We start from the raw sequence: 24,815 nt of genomic DNA on the forward strand, positions 1-24,815 counted from the left end.
TGGCGGATGAGCCGACCTCTCGTGATCACTCCCAGCGCGGTCCTCGCAGTTCTCGAGGCCCGGGCGCGGAAGCGCTGGACACGAGGATCGGGGGGCGTCACCGTGGCCCACGGACAGGGGACGGCGCAGCGCACGGCTACGCCGATGGCGAGGAGGTAAGAGGATGCGACGAACCGTTGTCACCGCCCTGGCCGGGCTCGGTTCGGTCCTCCTCTCGGTCGGCTTCGCGACCCCTGTCAGTGCCGCGGAGGCGACCTGCTCGGATCGCCCGGAGTCGGACGCGGTGGCCCTCGAGCTGATCGGGTACGGCTCGACGAAACCCTTCGGGTTCAGGAGCGATCCGGACATCACCGTGGTGGTGGAGGCCCACCCGGATACGGACCCCGCGAACGTGGCGGCGATCAGCGAGGCCATCGAGGTCTGGAACGCCGTGCTGCAGGACTGCCTGGGTGGCGCGGTGACCATCACCGAGGTGGACAGTGGGCCCGGAGTCGTGAGCCGAGCAGACGTGGTCCTCCGGTACACGCCTCATTGGAGCGGCGTCAACTACTCAGGGCTGGCGACGTGCCAACCGCAGCGTTGCACCGTGTGGATCGGTGGAGAGCCACCACTCGGGCACGGTGGGGGTTCGGCAAGCGCTCTCGACATCTACAACCTGACACTCCACGAGATCGGCCATGTCCTCGGCCTGCTCCACGCGACCAACCTCCTCGAGAGCACCGATCTCATGGGCTATGCCTGGCCGTCGATCGGGGGGTCGACCGAGATCCCGATCTCGGACTGCGACGTCGATGCTCTGGCGTACGTCTGGTCGTGGGCCATGGAGGGGACCGAGCCGGTGCCTCCGGCAGCACCGACCTACGACTGCTCGCGGAGTTGAGAGTTCGCGCCGGGATCGGCGTCGTCCCCGGCGCCTGCACGCACCAGTCGACGTCGGCGCCCGCGCCGTCGAGCGCCGGGTCCAGAACCCGGTCCCGGGGGACGCCGCGCCGGGACAGCCAGTCGGAGAGGGCGTCCTCGCGGTCGGCCAGGGCCATCGGGTCCTCACCCGGGCGGCGGCGACCCGAGCTCCTGCCGCAGCGCGTCGAGGCCGGTGAACCGGTCAGCGGTGACCGGGACGGCGGCGAGCGTGCCCAGGGCGGCGCGAGCCTCGCGCTGGCGCGCCGTCGTCTCGTAGTTGCGCCGACCGGGAGACGCCCCCGGTGAGCTGGAGGCCGAGGGGGACGTGCGCCGTCCGGATCCGGCGCAGCCCCGCCGCCGGTACGCAGAGCACCGGGACGCCGAGGTGGCGCGGATGCGGGCACGCCCGGGCACCTGCGCGGGCCGGTCCGGCACACCACGGGACCGACACCCCGCCCGGTGCCGATCGAGGGCCGGCCGGTGCGCGCGCGGGGTCACCTGCAGCGGTCCTGCGGTCGCTGGCACCGCGCTGCAAGTGGAGTCGAAGGCTGCCGCAAGCGGGCGGCGGCACGGTTGTCCCGAACACCCGGGGACGGCCCCGGGACCGCACCGAGGAGCCTCCCGTGACCCAGGTCCACGACCCCCGCAGCACCGCCCAGCCCCACGGCCCGTACGCGCCGCCGCCCTTCCCCGCGCCCGCCGGCTACGGCGGCGCCGGCTTCCCGCCGGCCGGCCCCGGCGCCCCGGCCGGCTTCGGCCAGCAGCCTCCGAAGAAGCGCACCGGCGCGATCGTCGGCAGCATCGTCGCGGTCCTGGTGCTCGCCGGCCTCGGCGTCGGCGCCTTCCTCCTGTTCGGGTCGAAGGTCCTCGACACCGCCGAGGCCGAGCGGCAGATCGCCGCCATCGCCCAGGAGCAGGCCGGCGTCACCGTCACCGACGTCACCTGCCCCGAGGACGTCGAGCTGGCGGCCGGCACGGTCACCACCTGCACCGCCTCGCTCGAGGGCCAGGAGGTCACCTTCACCGTCGAGCAGACCGACGACGAGGGCAACGTGACCATCGACAGCGACCAGACCTACGTCCACGTGGCCGACGTCGAGGCGCTGCTGGCCGAGCAGGTCTCCGCCAGCGCCGACGTCGAGGTCGTCACCAGCTGCGACGGCGGCGACCACACCGTGCTCGTCGCCGAGGACGGCCTGACGCTGCAGTGCCAGGTGGCCGCGGCCGACGACCCGAGCGACAGCGCCGTCGTCACCGCGACGCTGGACGCCGAGGGCAACGTCACCTTCGAGTGACGCCGGCACCGACCCCCGACGCCGAGCGCCGGGCCCCGACCGGGGTCCGGCGCTCAGCGCTGTCCGGCGGGCACCCAGCCGATGGCGGGGGCGACGTGGCGCGCCACGTTCTCCAGCAGCCGGGCGTTGTACTCGACGCCGAGCATGTTGGGGACGGTCAGCAGCAGGGTGTCGGCCTCCTGGACCGCGGCGTCCTTGGCCAGCTCCTCGGCGAGCTGGTCGGGCTCGCCGGCGTAGCTGCGGCCGAAGCGGGCGCGCACGCCCTCGAGCAGCCCGACCTGGTCGGCCGAGCGGCGCTCGTCGCCGAAGTAGGTGCGGTCGAGGTCGGACACGATCGGGACGACGCTGCGGCTGACCGAGACCCGCGGCTCGCGCTCCCACCCGGCCTCGGCCCAGGCGGCGCGGTAGCGGGCGATCTGCTCGGCCTGCAGCTCGTCGAAGGGCACACCGGTGTCCTCCGACAGCAGCGTGGAGCTCATGAGGTTCATCCCCTGACGGGCGGCCCACTCCCCCGTCGCGCGGGTGCCGGCGCCCCACCAGACGCGGTCGGCCAGGCCCGGCGACTGCGGCTGGATCGCGAGCCGGCCACGGGCGCCGCCGGTCATCCCGGGGTCGGCGTCGACGACGGTCGCGCCGCGGACCGCGGCGAGGAACAGCGCGGTCTTCTCGCGCGCCAGGTCCGCGTCGGTCGACCCCTCCGGCGGGACGTAGCCGAAGGCCTCCGACCCGCGCAGCGCCGTCTCCGGCGACCCCCGGCTGATGCCGAGCTGCAGCCGGCCGCCGGAGAGCAGGTCGGTGGCCGCCGCCTCCTCGGCCATGTACAGCGGGTTCTCGTAGCGCATGTCGACGACGCCGGTGCCGACCTCGACGCGGGAGGTGCGGGCGGCCATCGCGGCCAGCAGCGGGAACGGCGAGGCGAGCTGGCGCGCGAAGTGGTGCACCCGCACGAAGGCCCCGTCGAGACCGAGCTCCTCGGCGGCGACGGCGAGCTCGACGGACTGCACCAGCGCGTCGCGCGCGGTGCGCACCTGCGACCCCGGCAGCGGCTGCCAGTGCCCGAACGACAGGAACCCGATCCGCTTGTCCACGACCGCGTCAGCGCCATCCGCGGGGTCGGTGTTCCCGGTGTGACTCGCCGTCACCCCGTGTGACCGGATGACCACGACTCTCCGTGCACGGGTTCCGCGGCTCCGGGCATCCGGTCGGCCACCCTGTCCAGGTGACTCTCAGCGCTCCCCACGTGCCGCGGCCCCGAGGCGACCAGCCCGGTGAGCCCGGCGGCGCACCGGCGGGGACGAGGCTGCGGGCCATCGACACGCTGCTGGCCGACCGCGGCCAGATGTTCCGCGCCCTCTTCCTCTCATCCCCGGTGCCCAAGGCCCTCGTCGGCCTCGACGGCCACCTGCTCGTCGTCAACGACGCGCTGTGCGCGCTGTCCGGCCGGGGCATCGACGACGTGGTCGGCCGGCACGTCGACCTGCTCGCCCACCCCGACGAGGCCCCGATCCCCGACGGCGAGACCGGCGCCGTGTCCGGCGGCGTCCCGGGGCTCGACCCGTGGCTGCGCCAGGACGGCGAGCGCCGCCTGCGCCGCGCCGACGGCAGCGAGCTGTGGGTGCAGCAGTCCCACGACGTCGTCCACCGCAGCACCGGCGAGCCGCACTTCGTCGTCCTCTCGCTGGTCGACGTCACCGACCGGCGGCGGGCCGAGGAGGACCTGGTCCGCCGGGCCTTCACCGACCCGCTCACCGGGCTGCCCAACCGCCGCGCGCTGACCGACCGGCTCAACCACGCCCTCGCGCTGTCCCGCCGCCGGGGCCTGCAGGTCGGCCTCGTGCACCTCGACCTCGACCGGTTCCAGGCGGTCAACGACACCCTCGGCACCGAGGCCGGCGACCAGCTGCTCAGCCAGGTCGCCGACCGGCTGCGCTGGAGCACCCGGGTCGAGGACACCGCCGTCCGCCTCGGCGCCGACGAGTTCCTCATCCTGGCCGAGGACGTCGAGGACCTCGACGGGCTGCGCGCGCTGGCCGACCGGCTGCTGTCGGTCCTCGACGACCCGTTCCAGCTCGGCGGCCGGGAGATCGTGCTGTCGGCCAGCGTCGGGCTGACGATGGGCTCCGACGTCGCCCCCGACGACCTGCTCCGCCAGGCGCACAGCGCGCTCACCCGCGCCAAGAAGGACGGCAGCCGGGCGCGCATCGAGGTGCACGACGGCGGCCTGACCGAGGACGAGGTCGACCTGCTGCAGCTGGAGACCGACCTGCGCCGGGCGCTGGACGGCGACGAGCTGCGGCTGTTCTACCAGCCGATCGTCTCCCTGGCCGACGAGACGCTGCTCGGCTACGAGGCGCTCATCCGCTGGCAGCACCCCACCCGCGGGCTGCTCCCGCCCGGCGCCTTCCTCGACGCGGCGGAGAACAACCGGCTCACCTCGCGGCTGGGCGCCTGGGTGCTCCGCCAGGCGTGCACCGACGCCGCCGGGTGGCCGGCCGGGCTGCGCGTGCACGTCAACGTCTCCGCCCGCCACCTGGCCGAGGAGGGCTTCAGCGAGCTCGTCGTCGCCGCGCTGGACGAGTCGGGCCTGCCGCCCGAGCGGCTGGAGCTGGAGATCACCGAGTCGACGGCGCTGTTCGCCGCCGAGGCGACGCTGCAGGCGGTGTCGGAGGTGACCGCGCGCGGCGTGACGCTGGCGCTCGACGACTTCGGCACCGGCTACTCGGCCATCACCGCGCTGCACCGGCTGCCGATCCACACGGTCAAGATCGACCGGTCGTTCGTCGCCGACGTCGTCACCCGGCCCTCCACCGCCGCGCTGGTGCAGGGGCTGCTCAACCTCGGTCAGGGCATGGGCCTGCAGGTGATCGCCGAGGGCATCGAGGACCTCGAGCAGGCCGACTGGCTGCGCCGGCACGGGTGCGCGATGGCGCAGGGCTACGCCTTCGGCCGCCCCGCCCCGCTGCCCAGCCGCGCGGAGGCGCTGATGGCCGAGGTGCTCGTCGAGCAGGCCGCCGAGGAGGCCGCCGCCGTCCTCGAGGCCGTGACCGGCGAGCTCGAGGCGGTCACCGGTGAGCTCCCCCCGGTCCCGGACCCGGCCGGCGCCGACGGCGTCGACCTGTTCCCCCTCGACGACGTCGGGACCCCGCCCGCCCGGCCGTTCCTCGTGGTCGTGGAGGACCACACCGACGAGCCCGACGACGACGCGGACCGCCCCCGCTCCTGACCGGCGTCAGCCCCGCGCCAGCGTCAGGGGCACCGGCCGCTTCGGCGCGCGGCCGTCGCCGGAGGAGCGCCCGCGCACGCGGCGGGCGATCCACGGCGCGACGAAGCCGCGCACCCAGGCGGCCTCCTCGGCCAGCGCCGCCCGCAGCGCCCGGGGCGGGGCCGGGGGCAGGGGCGTCCGCCAGTCGTCGCCGTCGCCCACCGGGACGCCGAGCGCCGCGGCCGCGGCCAGCGCGGTGCGGCGGTGCCCCTCGGCGGTGAGGTGGATGCGGTCGCTGTCCCACAGCCGCCAGTCCAGCAGCCAGTCGGCACCCCACTGGTCGAGCACGACGGCGCCGTGCCGCGTCGCGATCGACCACAGCGAGGCGTTGAAGACGGCGACCCGGCCGCGGGTGCGCCGGATGATCGGCGTCAGCCGCGGGTCGACGCCGGTGGCCAGCAGCACGTCGGTGCCGTCGGCGCGGAAGCCGGCCACCGCCTCCTCCAGCGCGGCGGCCAGCCGGTCGGGGTCGGCGCCGGGGCGCAGCAGGTCGTTGCCGCCGGCCACCAGGCTCACCAGGTCGGGGCGGGCGGCCCGGGCCACCGGCACCTGCTCGGCCAGGACCTGGGGCAGCAGCCGGCCGCGGATGGCCAGGTTGGCGTACTCGACGTCGACCCCCGGCTGCGCGGCGGCGAGGTGCTCCGCCAGCCGGTCGGCCCACCCGCGGTACTCGCCGGTGCGGTCGGGATCGGGGTCGCTGAGCCCTTCGGTGAAGGAGTCGCCGAGGGCGACGTAGCGGCGCCAGGAACGGTTCGCGGGGACGAGCACGTCCCCCACTCCAGCACGGTCACCGGCGAGGCCCTGGAACGGCCCCCGCGCAGGGCCCCGCCGCGAGCCTGCGGGGGCGGGGGTCCGTGGTCAGCCGCGCCAGGTCTCGAGCAGGCGCAGCCAGACCTCGCTGATCGTCGGATAGGCCGGGACCGCGTGCCACAGCCGCGCGATCGGCACCTCCCCGACCACGGCGACCGTGGCCGCGTGCAGCAGCTCGGCCACCGCCGGGCCCACGAAGGTGACGCCGAGCAGCACCTCGCGCTCGGTGTCGACGACGGCGACCGCGGTGCCCTCGTAGCCGTCGGCGAACAGCGACGCACCCGCGACCGAGCCGATCGGGTACTCGACGACGCGGTGCGGCAGGCCCTGCTCCTGGGCCTGGGCGCCGGTCAGCCCGACGCTGGCCACCTGCGGGTCGGTGAAGACGACCGACGGCGTGGCGGCGCGGTCGGCGGTGGCCGCGTGCGGCGACCAGTCGGCGCCGGAGACCTCCTCGCCCCGCGCGCGGGCGACGATCGCCACCGCGGCCTGGCGGGCCTGGTACTTGCCCATGTGGGTGAGCAGCCGGCGGCCGTTGACGTCGCCGACGCCGTAGAGCCACGGCAGTCCTCGCACCTGCAGCGTGTCGTCGACGTCGAGGTACTCCCCCTCCTCGAGCCCGAGCGTGTCCACGCCGATGCCGGTGGTGCGCGCCCTGCGCCCGACGGCCACGAGCACCTCGTCGCCGCGCACCTCGCCCTCGTCGGTCGTGAGCACGACCTCGTCGTCCTCCCGGCGGGCGGCGCGGACCTCCGAGTCGAGCCGGACGTCGACGCCGCGGTCGCGCAGCGAGGCCAGCACGGCGTCGCCGGCCTGGGGCTCGGCGCCGGGCAGCAGCCGGTCGCCCTGCTGGAACAGCGTCACCTGCGAGCCGAGCGCGTTCCAGGCGAAGGACATCTCGCAGCCCACGTAACCGCCGCCGACGACGAGCAGCCGGCGCGGGGGCTCCTTGGCGCTCGTGGCCTCGCGCGGGGTCCACGGCTGCACGTCGGCCAGGCCCTCCACCGGCGGGACGGCGGCCTCCGAGCCGGTGCAGACGGCGACCGCGTGCCGGGCGGTCAGCGTCGTCTCGCCGCCGTCGGCGCGGGTGACGACGACCGTGCGCTCGCCGGTCAGCCGCGCGGTGCCGCGGACCAGGTCGATGCCGGCGCCCTCCACCCACTGCACCTGGCCCGCGTCGTCCCAGTCGTGCGTGAAGGAGTCGCGGCGCTCGAGGGTGGCGGCGACGTCCTGCTGCCCGGTGACGGCGGCCGCCGCACCCCTGACCGCCCCGGCCTCCTCGATCGCCTCGGTGCCGCGCAGCAGGGCCTTGCTCGGCATGCACGCGTAGTAGGAGCACTCGCCGCCCACGAGGTGCTCCTCCACCAGCACCGCGGACAGGCCGCCCCGCACGACGACGTCGGCGACGTTCTCCCCGGTCGAGCCGGCTCCCATCACCACGACGTCGTAGGTCTTCTCGTCTGCGCTGCTCACCGGGCCATCCTGGCCGGTGTGGTCGACTGGCCGCATGCCCGTGTCCCCCGCCGAGTTCAGCGCCGCCCTGCGCCAGTACGCGGCGGGCGTGGCCCTGTTGACCGTCCGGGACGACATCGACGACGTCGGGACGACGGTCACCTCGGTGATGAGCGTGTCGGCCGACCCGCCGCTGGTCGCCGTGGGGCTGACCGCCGACGGCTACCCGGCCGAGGTGCTGGAGGCCGTGGGCACCTGCGGGCTGAGCGTGCTCGCGGCCGGGCAGGCGATCCTCGCCAGCCGGTTCTCCTCGGCCGGGCGGCCCTCGGCGCGGCACCTGCTCGAGGCGGTGCCGTGGTCGCGGGCGCCGGGCAGCGGGGCGATCGTGCTCGACGGCGGCGTCGTCGCGCTGGATTGCCGGCTCGACCGCCTTGTCCCGGCCGGGGACCACGTGCTGGCGCTGCTCGCCGTCGAGGCGGTGCCGGTCCTGCACGAGGACGCGGCGCCCCTGCTCCGCCTCCGCGGCCGCTACGCCCCCGGGAGCCACTAGCGCGACGACGGCTCGTCCCGGCCCGCGCGGGATCGGGGACTAGCGTGCGGGGCGATGAGCGAGCCGCAGACCCCCGTGCCGTCCGGGCTCCGCCGGGCCCTCGCCCGCGCCGAGCGGAGCGTGACCCTCGACGCCGGCGAGGCCGAGGTCCTGCTGTCGGCCCGCGGCCTCGCCGACGGCGACCCGCTGGACCGGCTGCTGACCGTCGCCTCCCGCGTCCGCGACGCCGGGCTCGCCTCGGCCGGGCGCCCCGGGATCGTCACCTACAGCCGCAAGGTGTTCATCCCGCTCACCCACCTGTGCCGCGACCGGTGCCACTACTGCACCTTCGTGACGACGCCCGGGCAGCTGCGCCGCGAGGGGAGGGCGCCGTTCCTCTCCCCCGACGAGGTGCTGGAGATCGCCCGGCAGGGCGCGGCGCTGGGCTGCAAGGAGGCGCTGTTCACCCTCGGCGACCGCCCCGAGGACCGCTGGCCCGTGGCCGCCGAGTGGCTGGAGGCGCACGGCTTCGACTCCACGCTGGGCTACCTGCGGGCGATGGCGATCCGGGTGCTGGAGGAGACCGGGCTGCTGCCGCACCTCAACCCCGGGGTCATGACCTGGGAGGAGGTCCAGCGGCTCAAGCCGGTGTCGGCCTCGATGGGGATGATGCTGGAGACCACGGCGACCCGGCTGTGGTCCGAGCGCAGCGGCCCCCACCACGGCTCCCCCGACAAGGAGCCGCGGGTGCGGCTGCGGGTGCTGGAGGACGCCGGGCGCTCGGCGGTCCCCTTCACCACCGGCGTGCTGCTGGGCATCGGCGAGACGCCGGCCGAGCGGGTCGACGCCGTCCTGCGGATCCGCGCCGCGCACTCCCGGCACGGGCACGTGCAGGAGGTCATCGTCCAGAACTTCCGCGCCAAGCCGCGCACCGCGATGGCCGCGCACGACGACCTCGCGCTGCAGGAGTACGTGGCCGCCGTCGCCGTCACCCGGCTGCTGCTCGGGCCGCGGGCGCGGGTGCAGGCGCCGCCGAACCTGTCGGACTCCACCGAGCTCGGGCTGCTGCTGCGCGCCGGCGTCGACGACTGGGGCGGGGTCTCACCCCTCACGCCCGACCACGTCAACCCCGAGCGGCCCTGGCCGCACATCGACACCCTGGCCGCGCTCACCGCGGAGAGCGGGTTCACCCTGCGCGAGCGCCTGGCGGCAGGGCCGCGCTACGTGCTCGAGCCCGAGCCGTGGCTGGACCCGCGGGTGCGCCCGCACGTGGCCGCCCTGGCCGGTCCCGACGGGCTCGCCGTCGAGGGCCGCGTCCCCGCCGGGCTGCCGTGGCAGGAGCCCGACGAGGCCTGGACGTCGTCCGGGCGGGTGGACCTGCACGTCGAGGTCGACACCGTCGGGCGCACCGCCGACCGGCGCAGCGACTTCGACGCCGTCTACGGCGACTGGGCCGAGCTGCGGTCGCGCACCGAGGAGGCCCGCGACGGTTCCTCCACCGCACTGGCCGTGGGCGACCCCGAGGTGCGCGCCGCGCTGCGCCGGGCCGAGGTCGATCCCGCCGGGCTGTCCGACGCGCAGTACCTGGCGCTGCTGGGCGCCGACGGCCCCGACCTCGCGGCGCTGACCGCCCTGGCCGACGCCGTCCGCCGCGACGTCAACGGCGACGACGTCACCTACGTCGTGAACCGGAACGTCAACTTCACCAACGTCTGCTACACCGGCTGCCGGTTCTGCGCGTTCGCCCAGCGGCGCACCGACGCCGACGCCTACACGCTCTCGCTGTCCGAGGTCGGCGACCGGGTGGACCGCGCCTGGGCGGCCGGCGCCACCGAGATCTGCATGCAGGGCGGCATCCACCCCGACCTGCCCGGCACCGCCTACCTCGACCTGATCGGCGAGGTGAAGCGGCGCCAGCCGGAGATCCACCTGCACGCGTTCTCGCCGATGGAGATCGTCAACGCCGCGGCCCGCACCGGGCTGTCGTTCGAGGACTTCCTGCTGGCGGCGAAGGACGCCGGGCTCGACTCGGTCCCGGGCACGGCGGCGGAGATCCTCGACGACGAGGTCCGCTGGGTGCTCACCAAGGGCAAGCTGCCGGCCGCGACGTGGCTGGAGATCATCGGCACCGCGCACCGCGTGGGCATCCCGACGACGTCGACGATGATGTACGGCCACGTCGACACCCCCGCCCACTGGGTGGCGCACCTGCGGACCCTCGCCCGCCAGCAGGACGAGACCGGCGGGTTCACCGAGTTCGTGCTGCTGCCCTTCGTGCACCACAACTCGCCGATCTACCTCGCCGGCGTCGCGCGGCCGGGGCCCACGGTGCGGGAGAACCGGGCCGTGCACGCCGTGGCCCGGCTGCTGCTGCACGGCCGGATCCCGAACGTCCAGACCTCCTGGGTCAAGCTCGGCGACGCCGGCACCCGGGCGGTGCTGCAGGGCGGCGCCAACGACCTCGGCGGCACGCTCATGGAGGAGACGATCAGCCGGATGGCCGGCAGCGAGAACGGCTCGCTCAAGACCATCGCCGAGCTCGAGGCGACGGCGGCCGCGATCGGCCGGCCCGCCCGCCAGCGCACAACCGACTACGGCACCCCGTCCGACGAGCGGCTGGCCACCGCCCGCTCCGACGCCGGCCGTCAGGCGCTGACCCTCTCGATCACCCCGGTCTGAGCCCGGCCCGGGATCACGGCTCGGGCCGCACCACCCGGTAGTCCAGGCGCACGATGCCGGAGGGGAACGGCCGGCACTCCACCAGCTCGAGCCTCGTGCTCGACGTCATCGAACCGAAGAACCGCACGCCGCCCCCGAGGACGACGGGGACGACCGAGACGGCCAGCTCGTCGACCAGGCCGAGGTCGAGGAGCTGGGTGACCAGCTGCCCGCCGCCGAAGACGCAGATGTCCATGCCCGGGTCGATCTCGGCTCGCACGGTGGGGACCAGCTGCGCCAGGTCGCCGGAGTACCGGCGCACGTCCCGGCCCCTCGGGAGGCCGGCGTCGTGGGTGACGACCCAGGTCGGGACGCCACCGAGGGCTCCGGCGCCGCGCATCTCCCGGTAGGTGGTGGCCCCGACGACGTAGGCCCCGGTGCGTGCCTCGGTGTCCGCCGAGCCGTAGTCCTCACCCGGGGCCATGACGTCGTTGAGCCACGCCAGGTCCCCGGACGCCGACTGGATGTAACCGTCCAGACTGGCTGCCATCCCGGCGAAGACCGTCGCCATGGCGGACGAGCGTAGGCCGGGAGGGCCCGCCGGGACGATGGGATCGACCGGCTCGGGCAGTGCACCCCGTGAGCGACGAGACGACCACGGCGACCTCTGGCTGCGCCTGGCCGAGGGCCGGGACACCTGGACGTCGAGGTCGACGACGTCGGGGCCACGGTCGGCGACGTCGTCGGCGACGTGCGCTTCCAGCACCACGAGGGCGTCCCACAGGACGAGCACGGGGTCCTGCGCGGACAGGGCCCGGACGTCGCCTGGTCCACCGACCCCTCGGGCCCCTCCGGACGATCCTGTTCCCCCCTCCACGACGACGAGACCGGCGGTCTCGTACGCCCAGGACGGCCGGAGCGTGCGAGACCGCCGATCTCGCCGGGTCAGACGGCGCCGCGGCGCGGCCGGCCCCGCGCCACCTCCGCGGGCAGCGTCCACCACCCGCCGAGCAGCGCGTCGAGGTCCGGCTCGAGGCGGGAGAGCCCGGCTCCCGGATAGGGCGTCAGCTCCCCCGCCCACAGCTGCCCGGCGTGCCGGTAGAGGTCGACCCGCAGCATGTCGAAGCCGGCGGCCGCCGCGGCCGCCGCCTCGAGCAGCTCGGGGAGGTCCGGCGGGCGCGGCGCGTCCGGACCCGGCGGGTAGCCCCACGTCCAGGGCAGCGGCTCCCAGCCCGCGGTGTACAGCCGCGCGCGGTGCTCCCCGTGGCGGCCGGTGTGGACGCCGACCAGCCGCGGGACGCCGTCGAACACCAGCACCTTGAGGTCGGCAGGCGACTGACCCGGCTCCCCGACGTGCTCCTCGACCAGCAGGCCCGGCCGGGCGCACCGGTAGGCCCACTCCTCGCTCTTGCGCCAGTAGCGCTCGGCCACCCACCCGGCGGTGCGCGCGGCGAGGTCGGCGACGTCGGGCCGCCCCTCCCCCACGAGCACCCGCCGGCAGGAGTGGTTGGGCTTGAGCACCCACCGGTCGGGGAGGTCGACGCCGGCCAGCTCGGCGACGTCGGTGCCCGCCCAGTACGTCTCGGGCACCCGGAGCAGGCCGTGCGCCCGGGCGGCGAAGGCGTCCTTCATGGCCAGCTTGTCGCAGGTCGGCGCCAGCAGCGGACGACGGTCGCGGGTGATCCGGCGGTGCAGCTTCTCGGTGAAGGTCCGCGGCTCCCCCCGCGGCGGCAGCCGGCCGTGGTGCTGCCGGTAGACCCGCGCCCGCCGCAGCGAGGAGGGCAGCACGCGCGTCCAGGGCGGCGGGAACTCCTCCACGGGTCCCCTCTACCGCCCGGCGGCTTGCCCCGAACCCCCGGAGCTGGTGTCCTTCCTCGCCCTGGTCCCCCGACGACGGAGGTGGCGACGTGGCCCGGCGGACCCCGGTGCTCCTGGTCGCGGGGTGCCTGCTGGCCGCCGGCTGCGGCGACGACGCGCTGTCGGCCGCCGGGCTCACCGGGTCGCTCGCCACCGGCCCCGCCGGCTTCGTCGCGGTCGCGGCGCGGCCCGAGCCCACCGCGCTGTGCGAGCCGGCTCCCGACGGCTCGGGGACGACCGTGCCGCTGCCCGCGGAGCTGTCGGGGTCCCCCGGCGCCGTCTCCTACGCGCGGGCGGAGGCGACGCTGGACGCCTGGGCCTGGTCCTTCCCGCGGGAGGAGGACGCCGAGCGCGTGGTCACCGGGGCGGCCGGCAGCCTCGGCGGGTGCGGCTACGTGCTCAGCACGGCACACGACCCCGACGGGGACGGCACGCTCGACGCGGACGGCAGTGCGGCGCAGGAGGCCGCCCCGTGGTCGGACGGGCACTGGCGCGGGGTGCGGGTGCACCGGCAGGCCACCGGTCCCGGCGGCAGCGAGCAGGTGGAGCGCCGGCTGGTCAGCGCCGGACCCGTCGTGGTGCTGGTGGCCCACACCGCCGACGACGCCGACCCGGCAGGCCCGGCGACGGTGGACGCCCACCTGCGGGACGTCGCGGCGGCGCTCGGCTGAGCGCGTGTCGGGCACGGGCGCCCGGGTAGGCGGGGCGGGTGCGTGCCATCACCTACACCGAGCCCGGCGGCCCCGAGGTCCTGCGGCTGACCGACCGCCCTCCCCTCGAGCCGGGGCCCGGCGAGGTCCTCGTCCGGCTCGCGCTGGCCGGCGTGAACCCGACCGACTGGAAGTCGCGCAGCGCGGCGCAGCCCGGCCCCGGCGGCCAGGTGCCCGGCCAGGACGGCGCCGGCACGGTGGAGGCGGTCGGGCAGGGCGTGGACCCGGCGATCCGCGGTGAGCGGGTCTGGGTCTGGGAGGCGGCCTGGCAGCGGCCCTGGGGGACGGCGGCGGAGTACACCGTCGTCCCGGCCCGCCAGGCGGTGCCGATGGGCCCGGACCCCTCCTTCGAGCTCGGCGCCGCCCTCGGCATCCCGTTCCTCACCGCGCACCGCTGCCTGACCCTCGGCGAGTCCGTGCCCGACCGGATGGGCCCCGGGTCGCTGACCGGGCACACCGTGCTCGTCCAGGGCGGCGCCGGCGCCGTGGGCAACGCGGCGATCCAGCTGGCCCGCTGGGCCGACGCCACGGTGATCGCCACGGTGAGCAGCCCGCGCAAGGCCCAGCTGGCCGCGGCCGCCGGCGCCTCGCACGTCGTCGACTACCGGCAGCAGGACGTCGTCGCGGAGGTGCGCAAGGTCGCGCCGAGGGGCGTGGACACGATCGTGGAGGTGTCCGCGGCCCGCAACGCCGCCGTCGACGCGCAGGTGGTCGGCATGCACGGCGCCGTCGCCATGTACGCCGACGACGGCGGCGCCGAGGTGACCATCCCGGTGCGCGCGCAGATGGGGCCGAACGCGCGGTGGAACTTCGTCCTCGTCTACACCCAGCCGGAGCGGGCCAAGGTGATCGGCGTCGAGGACGTCAACGCCGCGCTCCTCGACGGCGCGCTGCGGGTCGGCGAGGAGGCCGGGCTGCCGCTGCACGTCTTCCCGCTGGCCGAGACCGCACGGGCCCACCAGGCCGTCCAGGACGGCGCCGTCGGCAAGGTCCTGATCGACGTCGCCGCCTGACGAGGGCCACCAGCGCTGCACAGGCCCCTCAGCCGACGCCGAGGTCCTTGGCGATCAGCATGCGCTGCACCTCGCTGGTGCCCTCGCCGATCTCGAGGATCTTGGCGTCGCGGTAGAACCGGCCGACCGGCGTCTCGTTCATGAAGCCGTACCCGCCGTGCACCTGGGTGGCGGCGCGGGCGTTGTCCATCGCCACCTCGGAGCTGTAGAGCTTGGCAACGGACGCCTCGCGCCGGAACGGCTCGCCGCGGAGCATCTTCTCGGCCGCCCGGTAGTAGGCCAGCCGCGCGGTCGAGGCCCGCACCTCCATGTCGGCGATCATGAACTGGACGGCCTGGTTGCGGCCGATCGGGCGACCGAAGGCCTCCCGGGTGCCCGCGTAGCGCACCGACTCGTCCACGCAGCCCTGCGCCAGGCCGACGGCGAGCGCGGAGATCGCGATCCGGCCCTCGTCGAGGATCGAGAGGAACTGCGCGTAGCCGCGGCCCCGCTGCCCCACGAGGTTCTCCTCGGGCACCCGGCAGTCGCTGAAGGACAGCTCGCGGGTGTCCGAGGCGTTCCAGCCCACCTTCGAGTACCGCGGGCCGACGGTCATCCCCGGCGTCCCGGCGGGGACGGCGATCGCGGAGATCTCCTTGCCGCCGTCGGGACGGGTGCCGGTGACGGCGGTGACGGTGACCAGCTCGGTGAGGTCGGTGCCGGAGTTGGTGATGAACGCCTTGGACCCGTCGACCACCCAGTGCCCGTCCTCGAGCCGCGCGGTGGTGCGGGTCGCGCCGGCGTCGGAGCCGCCGCCGGGCTCGGTGAGGCCGAAGGCGGCCAGGGCCTCGCCGGAGCACAGCCGCGGCAGCCACCGCTGCTTCTGCTCCTCCGAGCCGAAGCGGTAGACGGGCATGGCGCCGAGGGAGACGCCGGCCTCCAGGGTGATGGCCACCGAGCTGTCCACCCGGGCCAGCTCCTCGATGGCGACGCAGAGGTCGAAGTAGGTCCCGCCCGAGCCGCCGTACTCCTCGGGGAAGGGCAGGCCGAACAGCCCGAGGTCGCCCATCTGCCGCACGATCGCGGTGGGGAACTCCTCGCGCTCGTAGAAGCCGCCGATCTGCGGTGCCACGACCTCGAGCGCGAACTCGCGGACGGTCTTGCGCAGGGTCTCGGTCTCGTCGTCGAGCCGGTAGTCCAGCACGGTGTGCCCCCTGGTGCCTCGGGCCCGGTGGGTTCGCCGCCGGAGCCCGCCCGAGCGGCCCCGCCGGTCGGCCGGCCGCTGCGTCCGATGTTAACGACGGTTCACATCGGGGTCCAGTGGCGCCGGGTCTCCCGGACGGCGACGGCTAGCATCCGCGGCGTGACCGCCCGCCAGCCCGACACGGCGCTGTCGGCCGACGCCGCACGGCCCTCCCGGCGGGAGCAGATCCTGCGGGCGGCGGCCCAGCTGTTCGCCGAGCGCGGGTCCCGGGCGGTCGGGGTCGACGACGTCGGCGCCGCCGTCGGGGTGACCGGCCCGGCCATCTACCGCCACTTCGCCAGCAAGGACGCGATGCTGGCGGAGATGCTGGAGGGCATCAGCCAGCGGCTGCTGGCCGGCGCACGCGAGCGCGTGGCCGCCGCCGGCCCCGACCCCGCCGCGCAACTGCGGGCACTGGTGGCCTTCCAGGTCGACTTCGCCCTCGACAACCCCGCGCTCATCACCGTCCAGGACCGCGACCTCGGCTCGCTGCCGCCGGACGACGCCGCGGCGGTGCGGCGGCTGCAGCGCCGCTACGTCGAGGTGTGGGTCGACGTGTTGACCCGGCTGCGCCCCGAGGAGGGCACCGACGCCAGCCGCACCCGCGCCCACGCCGTCTTCGGGCTGGTCAACTCCACGCCGCACAGCGCCGGGCGGCTGCCCCGGGCCCGGACGGCCGCGCTGCTCGCGGCGATGGCCGAGGCCGCCGCCACCGCCACCGCCTGAGGGGCCCGTGCAGCGCTGTCGGCGCCTCAGGCGCCGGCGGGATCGGGCATCGGCAGGCCCAGGCCGGTGCTGGCGACCAGGTCGAGGTCGGCGGTACCGGCCGCTCCGGGCGCGACCCAGGAGGTCTCGACGATGGTGACCCGCGGCCCCTCGACGGCGCTGGCGTACTCCGCACCGGACAGCCCGTCCGGCGCACCCGGGTAGGTGACGCCCTCGCGCAGCAGGTCGCTGACGTTGCCGCTGCCGTTGCGGTCGGCCAGGTCGCGCAGTTCCCGGGCGCCGCCAGCGTCGCCCATCTGCACGGAGGAGACGGCGACGACGACGGTGCGGCCGCCGACGTCGGTCGACCACAGTGCCCGCGCCAGGCCGGCGCAGTCGGTGCGCTCGAAGAAGTCGGCCACGTCGCCGTAGGAGTTGCCGACGCAGGTGTCGTCCACCTGCACCTGCTCCAGGGTGAAGGCGCGCCCGTCGAGGACGGTGCGGTCGCCGGGCTGCGGGCCGACCGGCTCCGGGGCCGCCGAGGTCGTCGGGGTGCTCGACGGCGGGGCCGCCGCGGCGCCGCCGCTCCCGCCGGTGAGGCTCGCCACGGCGACCACCGCGACGACGACCAGCGCCAGCGCGGCCGCGGCGAGCAGCACCAGCCGGCGCCGGGCCTCCGGGGACCGGCGCCGCGGACCGACCAGCGGCCGGGGCGGCGGGGCGGGACGGGCGCGGGGTGCGCGACGGCGGGCAGGGGCGGCGGCGCGTCGGAGCCGGCGTCGGTGTCACCACTGCCGAAGAGGCCGCCGATGCCGCCGGTCTCGTCGGCCGGCACCTCAGCCACACCCCCGCCGAGCTGCACGCCCGCGCCGAGCGGCGCCTCCCCGGCGGACGGCACACCGCCGCCGGACTGGGTGGCGGGCGCGGGGAAGCGGGCGGTGGCCGGGTGCACCGGCGGAGCAGGAGCCGGGGCGGGGAGCGGGGCAGGCGCGGGAGCGGCGGCGGGGGCGGCAGCGGGGGCGGGCGCGGCCAGACCGGCCGCGGCCCGGGCGGCGGCCTCCTCGTCGGCGCGGATGGCGGCCACGGCGACGGCGGCGGCCGCGAGCGGGTCGACCAGCGGCCCGGCCGGGGCGGAGGCGACGCGGTGGACCGGGATGGGCCCCGGCGCGACGGGCGCGGGGGCGGGCGCGGCCACCGGAGCCGCTGCACCGGCAGAGGCCGCCATCGCCGCGGGCGCGAGCAGCTCGCGCTTGCGCAGCACGTAGGGCGAGTACGGGAAGCCCTCGCCGTTGAGCTCCTCCACCGACGGCCCGCGGCCCTCGAGGCCGAGCGCGGTCAGCGCGGCGCGGACGTCGGCGGTGGTCCACAGCCGCGGGTTGTCCACCCCGGCGTAGCGGGCGGCGCGGGAGATGCCCAGCAGAAGGGAGCGGGACTCCAGCAGCGCGACCTGGTCACCCTCGCCGAGGTCGCCGTCGGCCGGGACCAGGCCGGTGAGGTCGCCGACCAGCACGGTCAGCCGGGCGATGCGACCGGGCTCCAGACCGGCCCGGCGCAGCCGCACCGCGGCGTCCATGCCGGCCCGCATCAGGCCGTCGAGGGGCGTCGAGCCGCCGCCGGCCAGCTGCAGCACCTCGCCGGGACCGGCGCCGGGACCGATCGTCCAGGAGCCCTCCGGGGTCACGGTGACCACGCCGGCCTGCCGGACCACCTCGACCACCCGCACGACGGCGAGGCCCTCGGGCACGAACAGGACGGCGTCGGAGATGCGCCGTTCCATCGGCCCGTCGACCACGGGGATCGACGCGACGACGGCGCCCCGGACCGCACCGCCCCGGTCCCAGCGGGTCAGCTCGGCGAACAGCGCGCGCTCCCCCGCCGTCTGCGGCGGCACGGGGGTCAGGGGCAGCACGGGGTCCTCCTGGAGCGGGTGGGGTGCGAGGGGGCGCGGCGGTGCGCGGGGTGGGGCCCGGGATCGGGGCCCGGGCAGGCGGCCGGGACCGACGTCACGTCAGGGAACGGGCCGGTCCGGCTCGTCAGCGGGACGACGCGCCGCCGTCGGGATGGGCGCCGGCGAGGACGCCCTCGGCCGTACCGCCCGGCTCGACCGGACGGCGCCAGCGGGCGGACCAGGTGCTGCGCGCGAGCAGGTCGACCGCGGTCCACAGGGCGGTGAACGCGGCGACGACCAGGGCGATCGACCACCACGACCAGTCCCAGGGCGGCAGGATGCCCGCGGCGTCCTGCAGCCACCCGGCGACGTAGACGAGCGTGGCGGTCGCCGGGGCGGCACTCCATCCCGGCAGGCGGAGGGTCACCGCCAGGTCGATGCAGACGGCCCCGACCAGCAGGACCAGCGGCAGGACCGACGGCGGGAAGCCGGTGGCGACCAGCCCGACCCACACGAGCGCGCGGTAGGCGAGGTACGTGCCGGCGATGAGGGTCGCGGTCCAGCGCAGGCCGACCACCTTCCGCGCGACGACGAGGGAGAGCAGGCCGGCGCAGAGGATCCACGCGGGGTGCACCCACGGCGGCACCGGCAGCATGAACGTGGTCGGCGTCTGCCCCTGGGCGGCGGCGAAGTCGAGCAGCTGCGGCTCGGCCGTCGTCTGCCCGGCCTCGTAGGCGCGCAGCGACAGGACGCCGTACTCCTGGTGCTGGTTGGGGAAGACGACGTTCTCGGCGAAGAACAGCCACAGGCCCAGCGCGACGAGGTCGCGGACCCGGCCGGGTGCGGCGTACAGCCACCAGCCGCGGATCGCGCCGGCCAGCATGATCGCCGTGCCGATGTAGAGCAGCGCGTGGCTGGGGCTCCAGCTGGTGATGTCCAGCCCGTTGATCCGGTGGTTGACGATGTCGATCGGGACCGCGACGAGGAAGGTGCCGATCCCCCACTGCATCAGCCGCAGCGCCCGGCGGTCGACGCCGCGTCCGCTGTAGCTGTGGAAGGCCACCAGCGCGATGACGACCGCGGTGCCCGCCGAGTTGAGCAGGTGCGGGGGCGCCAGGTCGTCACGCAGCCAGCGGAAGTGCCAGGAGACGTCCCACGAGGAGCCCAGCATCTTGAGCAGGAACGCCCCGAGCCACGCGGTGTAGATCCAGCGCAGCTCGGTCTGCGGAGTCGGGCGCCCGGGGCGGCCCGGCGTCACGTAGGCGAGCCACAGCCAGTGCACCAGCGCGACGGGGTGCCGGAGCCCGGCGGCCAGCGAGCCCGGCGCCGGCGGCACCACTCGGGCGCGCGCGGCAGGGGCGGCGGGGTGGGGCACGGGGGACTCCCAGGGATGCGGGGCGGGATGGCCCGAGACTAACGGCCGCCGCCCGGGAAACCGACCCCCTGAGTGGCGCCGGTGTGGCGGGTGCGGTAGTGAGCAGGTACGCGAGGCGGGCGGGACGGACGGGACGTAGGGTCCTTCCACGTGGCGGACGCTGGCGGGCACCTGGTCTGGATCGACTGCGAGATGACCGGGCTGGACCTCACCAAGGACAGGCTCATCGAGGTCGCCGTCGTCGTGACCGACTCGGAGCTGCGCGTCCTCGACCCGGGCCTGGACCTGGTGATCTCCGCCGACGACGCCGACCTCGACGACATGGCCGACGTCGTCACCGAGATGCACGCGAAGTCCGGCCTCACCGAGGCGGTCCGCGCCTCCACGCTCACCGTGGCCGAGGCGGAGCAGCAGCTTCTCGCCTACATCAAGCGGTGGGTGCCCGAGCGGCGCACCGCTCCGCTGTGCGGCAACTCGATCGGCACCGACCGCGGCTTCCTCGCCCGCGACATGCCCGAGCTCGACGACCACCTGCACTACCGGATGGTCGACGTCAGCTCGATCAAGGAACTGGCCCGCCGCTGGTTCCCGCGGGTCTACTTCGCGCAGCCGCCCAAGGGCCTGGCGCACCGGGCGCTGGCCGACATCGTCGAGTCCGTCCGCGAGCTCGCCTACTACCGCCGGACGCTGTTCGTGGACGGGCCCGGACCCTCGACGTCGCAGGCCCAGCGGGCGGCCGGCGAGGTCGTGGCCGGCTTCGCCGACGTGCTCGCGGCGGCGGACGCCACCCCGCCGGCCACCGAGGCACCCCCGGCTGCGCCGGCGAGCTGACCGCCTCCGGTATCCTCGGTCCCGTTCCCGGCGCGCTCGTGCCGCCGGGGCACGCGGTGGGTGTAGCTCAGCTGGTAGAGCACCAGGTTGTGATCCTGGGTGTCGCGGGTTCGAGCCCCGTCACTCACCCCACGAGGAGAGGCCCTGGTCGGTTCGCTGACCAGGGCCTTTCCCGTTCTCCGGCCCGGGCTGGGGGCAAGATCATGCCCGCTGCCCCCTCGCTGGGGGGCGGATCTGGGGAGGCAGTGGCGGGGCGATCGCGCACCGCAGGCAGCTCCCGACGGTGCGGCTGGCCGGTCCGGCCGGCGAGACGCCGATGCGCCCAGTCGCCGGGTCGATGCGGTGGGCTCGACGGCGCTCTCCGCATCGGCACCGGCGGCCGTACGCTGCGGTGGCGCGCGAGCTCCGCGCGGACATCCCGCCTCGCGGGGAGGGCACCGTGGCCGAACCGCCGACGCAGGTGGACTCCGCTGTCATCGCCGCCGCGCTGGGACGGCTCAGGGGCGCTCCGCCGGCTCCGGAGGAGCAGCTGTCGGAGGCGCTGGGCGAGCTGGAGGTCGCCTACGAGGAGCTGCGGGTCGCCGAGGAGGAGCTGCGCACCCAGCAGGAGACCATCGCGGAACTGCTGGCCACCGACCGGCGGCGCCGGGAACACCAGCTGGCCGACACACTGCCCGTGGCCCTGCTGCAGACCGACGCCGAGGGGCAGATCCTGCACGGCAACCCGGCCGCGGCGCAGCTGCTCGGCCTGCCCGCCGCGCGGCTGCCCGGCGGGTGCTGCTGGCCTCGGTCGAGCTGGCCGACCGCGGCCCGCTGCGCCGGGCACTGTCGGTGCTGGCCACCGGCGAGCGCGGCGAGGTCCAGGTCGACGTCACCTTCCACGGCCGGGACGGTCGGGCCCGGCCGGTCCGGTCGTTCGGCTGGCCGGAGACCACCTCGCCGGAGACCACCTCGCCGGAGACCACCTCGCCGGGACCAGCGGTGCTGCGCTGGCTGGGCATCGAAGCGCCCGCTACCGGCAGCCCGGCCGCGCTGACCCCGGCCGGCGAGGCGGCGGCCACCGAGCCGACGCCCACCGCGCCGGTGGCCACGGAGCCAGCCGGCGACGCCGGCGGGGTGGGGATGGCGATGGCCCAGGCGTTCGCCGAGCTGGTCCTGCTGCCGCTGGACGCCGGTGACGAGCAGCGGCTGCTGCACCGGATCGTCACCGTCGTCCGCGGCGCGGTGCCCGGCGCCACTGCGCTGAGCGTCAACGTCGGCCCGCCGCTGGAACCGCAGCTGCTGGCCAGCGACGACACCGTCGCGCAGGTCTTCGACGGCCACCAGATGGTCGCCGGGGAGGGCCCCTGCCAGGACGCCTACGAGCAGCGGGCCGTCGTCGTCACCGCCGACGTCACCGCCGACGACCGCTGGCCGCGGCTACGTGGCCTGCTCACCGACGGCAGCGTGCGCAGTGTGCTGGCCGTGCCGGCGCAGCTGCCCGACCAGCGGTGGATGGTCCTCAACGTCTACAGCGACCGCCCGGGCGTGTTCACCGGCGGCAGCGTCCGGCTGGGTGAGATGGTCGCCGCAGCGGTCGCCGCGATCTTGCGGGAGGTCGCCGAGCGGGCCACACTTTCACAGCTGGCGGCCAACCTGGAACGGGCGCTGACCTCCCGGGCGGTCATCGACCAGGCCAAAGGCGTGCTGATCGCCCGCACCGGCGGCTCCGCCGAGGACGCGTTCGGCCGGCTGGCCCGGCTCAGCCAGGCCCTCAACGTCAAGCTCCGCGACCTGGCCCCGATGGTGGTCGCCGGCCACCCGGACGTGCTGACCATCCTCGACCGCATCTGACCGGGCCGCAGGCCGCCGCCGTCCTCCCCACCTCGCCAGTCCCCGGCACTGAGCGCTGTGGCGCGGCCTCGCCCGAGTCGGCGGCCTCGTCCGACGTCGGCGGCGTGCTTCGTTTCCGGGCGAGTCCGCGCGGTGTGCCGTTCGCCTCCAGGGATAGCCGGCCGGTGGTCGGCCCGCGCACGCTCACCCCATGACGGCGGCACCCCAGCGGTCCCCGCTCAGCTGTCGGCGGACTGCGGCCGGGCGCCAGTCCGTCGAGGCGATCCGGGCGGCCGCCGCGACCGCCGCGCTGGTGGCACTGACCTACGACCACGTCGCGTTCACCGCGGAGCACGCCGCCAGTGACGCCGACGCACCTCAGCGGCACCGCGACCGGGCGGCGTGGGCGCGCCGGTACGCGGCCGAGGAACGCCGGGAGGCGCTGTACACGTGGGCGCGGGCAGCTGCGCTGGAGGCCGCCGTCGATTGACCCCCGGGGTCGCCGGGACGCGAACCGACACCCCCGCGGTGCGCAGCGACGCACCCCATCCGTAGCCCGTGCCGGCGGCCGGCCGTTGAGTGGCAGCCGGTGCCGAGCGCCGCCGGCGCGCGAGCGCGGCCGGTGCTCCGACCAGTGGGCGTCGCCCAGGGCAGGTGCGCCCGGCCGCGCTCGGCACCGCCAAGGACGGGCCGGAGAAACCGGGTGGGTGCGATGAGCGAGTGCCGGATGCCGGGCGAGCGTCCCGGCTGGCCCTCGGCCGTCCGGCCGGCTGCCCGCCACGCCGAGGCCGAGCGGGCCACCGGCGTGCGCGCGACCTCGCCGCCGAGGCCGGCGCCTGCCAGCAGCGGGCAGAGGTGTTGCGCCGGGGCGTGGAGGCCCGCCGGCTCCGGGCGGCTGGCGGCCACCGCTCAGGTGCGCAGGGTGGAGCTGGGGGTCACCCCGTAGGCAGCGCGGTAGTGCGCGGTGAACCGGCTGGGCGTGAACCCCCAGCGGGCGGCGACGGCAGTGACGGTCACTCCGTCCCCGGGGGTGGCCTCGCGTAGCTGACGGTGCGCCTGGGCCAGCCGCACCTGGCGCAGGTAGGCGGTCGGGGTGGTGTCCAGGTGCCGGCGGAAGGCCAGCTGCACCGCCCGCGGGGTGACGTGGGCGGCGCGGGCGATGTCGGCGACGCTGATGTCGAGGTCGGGGTGGGGAGTCGATGAACGCGGTCGCGCGCCGCAGCGTGCCGGGTGGCCGTCGAGGCTGTCGGCGGCCGCGGGTTCGGCGACGGCGGTGTTCGGGAAGATCGTCAGGACGGTGGCCGCGAGCAGCCGCGCGGCCGGCCGAGCAGCAGCGGCGACGCGGCGGTCTCGGGCTCGGCGAGCAGGTCGTCGACGAACCGGGTGGTCCGGCGCCACCGTCCGTCGCCGCCGTCGATGGGCCGCAGGGACAGCAGCTCCCACGACCAGCCGTCCTGCGCGGGGTCGCTGCCGGCCACCTCGGTGAGCAGGGAGGCGGCAGGCCGACGGTGTGCAGGTGCAAGGCGTGGGACCGGGCCACCAGGTCCTTCATGTGGGGGTGGTTGCCGATGCCGACGTCTCCGGGCCGGAAGCCGTGGCCGGCCTTGCCGCTGTCGTAGACCATGCTCCCGTCGAGGACGGTGTTGATCATGACGTCGTCCTGGCCCGTGGCCTCGAAGACGAGATCGGACGCCAGCCGGAAGTCGACGAGGGTGAGCGCTCCGGCCTGTACCTGGTCGAGGGTCACCAGCGGGCCGGTGTCAGGAAAGCCGCCCAACCGCAGCCGTGCCCCGTAGGCGCGGTCGAGGAAGTCGCGGGCCTCCATCCGGTTCGGCCGTGGCGAACCGGAAGCGCCGCGGTGGGATGGGGGTCCCGGTGGCCATGACGCGTTCCTCCAATGGCTCGTGCCCCGGCACTCAGGTGCGCAGGGTGTGGCTGGGCAGGACGCCGTAGGTGGCGCGGTAGGCGACGGTGAACCGGTCGGGCCTGGCGAACCCCCAGCGCCGGGCGATCGCCGCGACGGTGTCGCCGGTGGTGGGGTCGGCGGCCTGCAGCTCCCGGTGCGCGCACTCCAGCCGCACCCGGCGCAGGTACGCCGTCGGGCTCAGCCCGAGGTGGCGGGCGAAGGCCAGCTGCAGCGCGCGCGGACCGACTCCGGCGGCGCGGGCGATGTCGGTGACGGTGATCGGCAGCGAGGCGTGCCCGTCGACGAACGCCACCGCCCGGCGCAGCACCGCCGGGCCACCCCACCGGGGCTCCGCAGGTGGTCCGAGGTCATGGTGGTGTTCGGGAACGCCGCCAGCGCGGTCGCGGCCATCAGCTCGGCCAGCTGCGCGGCGACCAGCGGATGGGTCACGCCGGAGGTGGGGTCGGTGACCTGCTGGTGGACGAAGCGCATGAGCCCGAGCCAGGTGCGGCGCATCGGCTCGGACACCGGGCTCGTCCCGTCGAACCGCAGACCGGCCGCGGGTACGCCCAGCTGTTCCTCGGCCACCC

At 75.9% G+C, this 24,815-nt stretch carries 23 protein-coding genes, 1 tRNA gene and 1 pseudogene; 14 read left to right on the forward strand and 11 right to left on the reverse strand.

The window, feature by feature from the left end; all coding sequences use genetic code 11:
- Window positions 1-163 precede the first annotated feature (163 nt).
- A complete protein-coding gene (locus JD79_RS21975; RefSeq protein ID WP_110007244.1) occupies window positions 164-880 on the forward strand; it encodes a zinc metalloprotease in 717 nt (238 codons plus the stop codon).
- Window positions 881-1,523: 643 nt separating this feature from the next.
- Window positions 1,524-2,195: a DUF4333 domain-containing protein gene (locus JD79_RS21980; RefSeq protein WP_170149311.1), complete on the forward strand. Its 672-nt coding sequence runs from the start codon at window positions 1,524-1,526 to the stop codon at window positions 2,193-2,195.
- 53 nt (window positions 2,196-2,248) lie between these two features.
- Here JD79_RS21980 and JD79_RS21985 read toward each other — a convergent pair whose 3' ends face one another.
- Window positions 2,249-3,283, reverse strand: a complete 1,035-nt coding sequence (locus tag JD79_RS21985) for an LLM class flavin-dependent oxidoreductase (protein ID WP_110007246.1) — start codon at window positions 3,281-3,283, stop codon at window positions 2,249-2,251.
- Between the two features lie 152 nt (window positions 3,284-3,435).
- Here JD79_RS21985 and JD79_RS21990 point away from each other — a divergent pair, with 152 nt between their 5' ends.
- Window positions 3,436-5,418 carry a putative bifunctional diguanylate cyclase/phosphodiesterase gene (locus JD79_RS21990; protein WP_245900288.1) on the forward strand — a complete coding sequence of 661 codons (1,983 nt, stop codon included), beginning with the start codon at window positions 3,436-3,438 and terminating at the stop codon, window positions 5,416-5,418.
- Window positions 5,419-5,424: 6 nt separating this feature from the next.
- Here the strand turns inward: JD79_RS21990 and JD79_RS21995 are convergent, their stop codons facing one another.
- The gene (locus JD79_RS21995; RefSeq protein ID WP_110007962.1) at window positions 5,425-6,225 is read right to left on the reverse strand and encodes an SGNH/GDSL hydrolase family protein; all 801 of its coding nucleotides are present in this window, start codon (window positions 6,223-6,225) and stop codon (window positions 5,425-5,427) included.
- Window positions 6,226-6,315: 90 nt separating this feature from the next.
- Window positions 6,316-7,740, reverse strand: a complete 1,425-nt coding sequence (locus tag JD79_RS22000; RefSeq protein ID WP_245900289.1) for a dihydrolipoyl dehydrogenase family protein — start codon at window positions 7,738-7,740, stop codon at window positions 6,316-6,318.
- 34 nt (window positions 7,741-7,774) lie between these two features.
- Here JD79_RS22000 and JD79_RS22005 point away from each other — a divergent pair, with 34 nt between their 5' ends.
- The gene (locus tag JD79_RS22005; RefSeq protein WP_110007248.1) at window positions 7,775-8,269 is read left to right on the forward strand and encodes a flavin reductase family protein; all 495 of its coding nucleotides are present in this window, start codon (window positions 7,775-7,777) and stop codon (window positions 8,267-8,269) included.
- 54 nt (window positions 8,270-8,323) lie between these two features.
- Complete coding sequence (locus tag JD79_RS22010; protein WP_110007249.1) at window positions 8,324-10,927, forward strand: bifunctional FO biosynthesis protein CofGH; 2,604 nt, start codon at window positions 8,324-8,326, stop codon at window positions 10,925-10,927.
- Window positions 10,928-10,940: 13 nt separating this feature from the next.
- Here JD79_RS22010 and JD79_RS22015 read toward each other — a convergent pair whose 3' ends face one another.
- On the reverse strand, window positions 10,941-11,477 hold the full coding sequence (locus JD79_RS22015) for a dihydrofolate reductase family protein (RefSeq protein ID WP_110007963.1): 537 nt from the start codon (window positions 11,475-11,477) through the stop codon (window positions 10,941-10,943).
- Between the two features lie 374 nt (window positions 11,478-11,851).
- Window positions 11,852-12,724 (reverse strand): ATP-grasp fold amidoligase family protein, encoded by an 873-nt coding sequence (locus JD79_RS22020; RefSeq protein WP_110007250.1) that lies wholly within the window; start codon window positions 12,722-12,724, stop codon window positions 11,852-11,854.
- A gap of 89 nt (window positions 12,725-12,813) precedes the next feature.
- Between JD79_RS22020 and JD79_RS22025 the strand changes: the two genes are divergently transcribed.
- On the forward strand, window positions 12,814-13,434 hold the full coding sequence (locus JD79_RS22025; RefSeq protein WP_110007251.1) for a hypothetical protein: 621 nt from the start codon (window positions 12,814-12,816) through the stop codon (window positions 13,432-13,434).
- A 38-nt stretch (window positions 13,435-13,472) separates the two neighbouring features.
- The gene (locus JD79_RS22030; protein ID WP_110007252.1) at window positions 13,473-14,486 is read left to right on the forward strand and encodes an NADPH:quinone reductase; all 1,014 of its coding nucleotides are present in this window, start codon (window positions 13,473-13,475) and stop codon (window positions 14,484-14,486) included.
- A gap of 28 nt (window positions 14,487-14,514) precedes the next feature.
- On the opposite strand, the gene JD79_RS22035 is transcribed toward JD79_RS22030, so the two are convergent.
- The gene (locus tag JD79_RS22035) at window positions 14,515-15,669 is read right to left on the reverse strand and encodes an acyl-CoA dehydrogenase family protein (RefSeq protein ID WP_110007253.1); all 1,155 of its coding nucleotides are present in this window, start codon (window positions 15,667-15,669) and stop codon (window positions 14,515-14,517) included.
- A gap of 159 nt (window positions 15,670-15,828) precedes the next feature.
- Here JD79_RS22035 and JD79_RS22040 point away from each other — a divergent pair, with 159 nt between their 5' ends.
- Window positions 15,829-16,434, forward strand: a complete 606-nt coding sequence (locus JD79_RS22040; protein ID WP_245900290.1) for an SACE_7040 family transcriptional regulator — start codon at window positions 15,829-15,831, stop codon at window positions 16,432-16,434.
- A 26-nt stretch (window positions 16,435-16,460) separates the two neighbouring features.
- Here JD79_RS22040 and JD79_RS22885 read toward each other — a convergent pair whose 3' ends face one another.
- Window positions 16,461-17,072 carry a hypothetical protein gene (locus JD79_RS22885; RefSeq protein ID WP_110007254.1) on the reverse strand — a complete coding sequence of 204 codons (612 nt, stop codon included), beginning with the start codon at window positions 17,070-17,072 and terminating at the stop codon, window positions 16,461-16,463.
- A 1,374-nt stretch (window positions 17,073-18,446) separates the two neighbouring features.
- Window positions 18,447-19,676, reverse strand: a complete 1,230-nt coding sequence (locus tag JD79_RS22055; protein WP_245900291.1) for a hypothetical protein — start codon at window positions 19,674-19,676, stop codon at window positions 18,447-18,449.
- A gap of 150 nt (window positions 19,677-19,826) precedes the next feature.
- Here JD79_RS22055 and orn point away from each other — a divergent pair, with 150 nt between their 5' ends.
- From orn to JD79_RS22080, 5 genes and pseudogenes are all read left to right on the forward strand, one after another.
- On the forward strand, window positions 19,827-20,507 hold the full coding sequence (orn, locus tag JD79_RS22060) for an oligoribonuclease (RefSeq protein ID WP_110003876.1): 681 nt from the start codon (window positions 19,827-19,829) through the stop codon (window positions 20,505-20,507).
- A gap of 56 nt (window positions 20,508-20,563) precedes the next feature.
- A tRNA-His gene (locus tag JD79_RS22065) sits at window positions 20,564-20,639 on the forward strand.
- 205 nt (window positions 20,640-20,844) lie between these two features.
- Window positions 20,845-21,225, forward strand: a pseudogene (locus tag JD79_RS24605) (hypothetical protein); the annotation flags it as partial.
- A 56-nt stretch (window positions 21,226-21,281) separates the two neighbouring features.
- Window positions 21,282-22,340 (forward strand): GAF and ANTAR domain-containing protein, encoded by a 1,059-nt coding sequence (locus JD79_RS22075; RefSeq protein WP_245900292.1) that lies wholly within the window; start codon window positions 21,282-21,284, stop codon window positions 22,338-22,340.
- A 190-nt stretch (window positions 22,341-22,530) separates the two neighbouring features.
- On the forward strand, window positions 22,531-22,809 hold the full coding sequence (locus JD79_RS22080) for a hypothetical protein (RefSeq protein ID WP_110003878.1): 279 nt from the start codon (window positions 22,531-22,533) through the stop codon (window positions 22,807-22,809).
- Between the two features lie 419 nt (window positions 22,810-23,228).
- Here JD79_RS22080 and JD79_RS24365 read toward each other — a convergent pair whose 3' ends face one another.
- The 3 genes from JD79_RS24365 to JD79_RS23230 form a co-directional block, all read right to left on the reverse strand.
- Window positions 23,229-23,630 (reverse strand): helix-turn-helix transcriptional regulator, encoded by a 402-nt coding sequence (locus JD79_RS24365; RefSeq protein ID WP_281270359.1) that lies wholly within the window; start codon window positions 23,628-23,630, stop codon window positions 23,229-23,231.
- The gene (locus JD79_RS22895; RefSeq protein ID WP_170149313.1) at window positions 23,609-23,797 is read right to left on the reverse strand and encodes a hypothetical protein; all 189 of its coding nucleotides are present in this window, start codon (window positions 23,795-23,797) and stop codon (window positions 23,609-23,611) included. The genes JD79_RS24365 and JD79_RS22895 overlap by 22 nt, the downstream gene beginning before the upstream one ends.
- 438 nt (window positions 23,798-24,235) lie before the next feature.
- Window positions 24,236-24,553 carry a helix-turn-helix transcriptional regulator gene (locus JD79_RS23230; protein WP_211308105.1) on the reverse strand — a complete coding sequence of 106 codons (318 nt, stop codon included), beginning with the start codon at window positions 24,551-24,553 and terminating at the stop codon, window positions 24,236-24,238.
- 42 nt (window positions 24,554-24,595) lie between these two features.
- Here JD79_RS23230 and JD79_RS23235 point away from each other — a divergent pair.
- Window positions 24,596-24,815, forward strand: a 220-nt coding sequence (locus tag JD79_RS23235) for a hypothetical protein (protein ID WP_211308106.1), incomplete at its 3' end; no start/stop codon positions are given.

Origin of the sequence: Geodermatophilus normandii, from assembly GCF_003182485.1 — a bacterium.
In the GTDB taxonomy this organism is placed as follows: domain Bacteria; phylum Actinomycetota; class Actinomycetes; order Mycobacteriales; family Geodermatophilaceae; genus Geodermatophilus; species Geodermatophilus normandii.

Coding starts and splice junctions, on each gene's coding strand:
- JD79_RS21975 (WP_110007244.1), top strand. CDS start 164: ATGCGACGAACCGTTGTCACCGCCCTGGCCGGGCTCGGTTCGGTCCTC.
- JD79_RS22005 (WP_110007248.1), top strand. CDS start 7,775: ATGCCCGTGTCCCCCGCCGAGTTCAGCGCCGCCCTGCGCCAGTACGCG.
- JD79_RS22010 (WP_110007249.1), top strand. CDS start 8,324: ATGAGCGAGCCGCAGACCCCCGTGCCGTCCGGGCTCCGCCGGGCCCTC.
- JD79_RS22015 (WP_110007963.1), bottom strand. CDS start 11,477: ATGGCGACGGTCTTCGCCGGGATGGCAGCCAGTCTGGACGGTTACATC.
- JD79_RS22080 (WP_110003878.1), top strand. CDS start 22,531: ATGACGGCGGCACCCCAGCGGTCCCCGCTCAGCTGTCGGCGGACTGCG.